At 59.0% G+C, this 1,386-nt stretch carries 3 protein-coding genes and 1 pseudogene; 1 reads left to right on the top strand and 3 read right to left on the bottom strand.

Annotation, left to right across the window (positions count from 1 at the left end; genetic code table 11):
* Positions 1-117, top strand: a pseudogene (locus EN955_RS35205) (IS630 family transposase); the annotation flags it as partial.
* 61 nt (positions 118-178) lie between these two features.
* Here the strand turns inward: EN955_RS35205 and EN955_RS34475 are convergent.
* The 3 genes from EN955_RS34475 to EN955_RS34465 all read right to left on the bottom strand — a co-directional run bounded on the left by EN955_RS34475 (position 179) and on the right by EN955_RS34465 (position 1,305).
* On the bottom strand, positions 179-412 hold the full coding sequence (locus EN955_RS34475; protein WP_024504275.1) for a DUF680 domain-containing protein: 234 nt from the start codon (positions 410-412) through the stop codon (positions 179-181).
* A 414-nt stretch (positions 413-826) separates the two neighbouring features.
* A complete protein-coding gene (locus EN955_RS34470) occupies positions 827-1,054 on the bottom strand; it encodes a DUF680 domain-containing protein (RefSeq protein WP_013532449.1) in 228 nt (75 codons plus the stop codon).
* A 47-nt stretch (positions 1,055-1,101) separates the two neighbouring features.
* The gene (locus EN955_RS34465) at positions 1,102-1,305 is read right to left on the bottom strand and encodes a DUF680 domain-containing protein (RefSeq protein ID WP_013532450.1); all 204 of its coding nucleotides are present in this window, start codon (positions 1,303-1,305) and stop codon (positions 1,102-1,104) included.
* Positions 1,306-1,386 lie beyond the last annotated feature (81 nt).

The following is a 1,386-nucleotide window of genomic DNA, read 5'->3' as shown; positions in this document are numbered from 1 at the left end:
CAGAAACGCACCGTCGAGGACACGTGGCGCCACATCGGCCACCTCGTCGAAACCATCGAGGCAGCCGAATGCAAAAACTACTTCGCAAAAGCCGGGTACGCTTCCGTCAAAACGTGAAACGCTCTAGTGTCCATGGCAGGTGCGGCAGGCCAAGCCCGCCGCACACCCGCCTGAGCCGTCAGTTTCCCCAGTTGCCCTGGCCGGATTCCGGCTGGACCGAATCGGGCATCAGCGTGAGGTCGCGGTGCTTGACCTGCCTGTGGGTCGAAGCCGTGTAGCTGTGGTCGACATTGACCGCGTGCGAGGTGACGGCCGGCTGATTGACATTGTCCGAACCATAGTTGTCGCTGCCGGCAAAAGCGGCACCAGTGGCAACGAGGATGGCGGCGGTAGCAAGAGCGATCCTGTTCATTCTATTTACTCCGGTATTCCTGATTCTGTCCGTCTAGTGGCGTGCCCCTGGGGAGGAAATTTCGCGTCACTCGGACAGCCTCGATCTGGGTTTTTCGTGCGCCGACTTCCAATCACGAAGACGTTCCCTCACGCGCGGAATCGGGACCTCGAACGTCGGCCAAGGGATTGAGCTCACCCTGTTTTATCAATTTATCTCAGACGCTTATAAGGAGGGTGCCTGACGCATGATGCGGCGGTTCATCGAGCCAGCGCTCGCCATCCGTTCACGATTCGTCAACATAAATTGAACCAGTTGGTTCGATTTACGATCGGCGCTCCGGCACCGATGCCGTCGGCCGAAATCCTGCTCATGCATAAAAAACAAGAGCGGCGGGCAAAGCCCACCGCTCTTTGTGGTCGCAGACTTCAGAAATCAACGACCCCAGATGCCCTGGCCCGACTGAGCCGGCACGTTGGCATTGGCATCACCCTGCGTCTTTACGGACTTCGGGATCGAGCCGGTGTGCGTGGTGTCGATGTCGGACACGGACTGGTTCGCAACAGGCTGGTTGGCATTGTAAGAGCCGTAGTTGTCGCTGCCGGCAAAAGCGGTGCCCGTGGCAACGAGGATGGCGGCGGCGGTGAGTGCGATCTTGGTCATTTCAATTATTCCTGAGTTCAAGGTTAGGTCGATATCGGCAGTCGCGATTAGCGGCCGAAGAGGTTGCGGTCAGCGCCCTGCGAAGCGGGGGCCTGGACGGTCTGCGTCGACTTGGAGATCGAAGCAGTGGCCGACTGGTCGACGGTGACGGCAGGCTGATTGGCGTTGGCCGAGCCATAATTGTCGCTGCCGGCAAAAGCAGTGCCCGTGGCAACGAGGATGGCGGCGGCGGTAAGAGCGATCTTGGTCATTTTAATTACTCCTGAGTTCAAGTTTGGGTCGATATCGGCAGTCGCGATTAGCGGCCGAAGAGGTTGCGGTCAGCGCCCTGC

The organism is Mesorhizobium sp. M7A.F.Ca.CA.001.04.2.1 (assembly GCF_003998485.1).
Lineage (GTDB): Bacteria > Pseudomonadota > Alphaproteobacteria > Rhizobiales > Rhizobiaceae > Mesorhizobium > Mesorhizobium ciceri.
The sequence above is the reverse complement of the archived record's forward strand: the minus strand, read 5'-3'. Positions and strand labels throughout refer to the sequence as shown.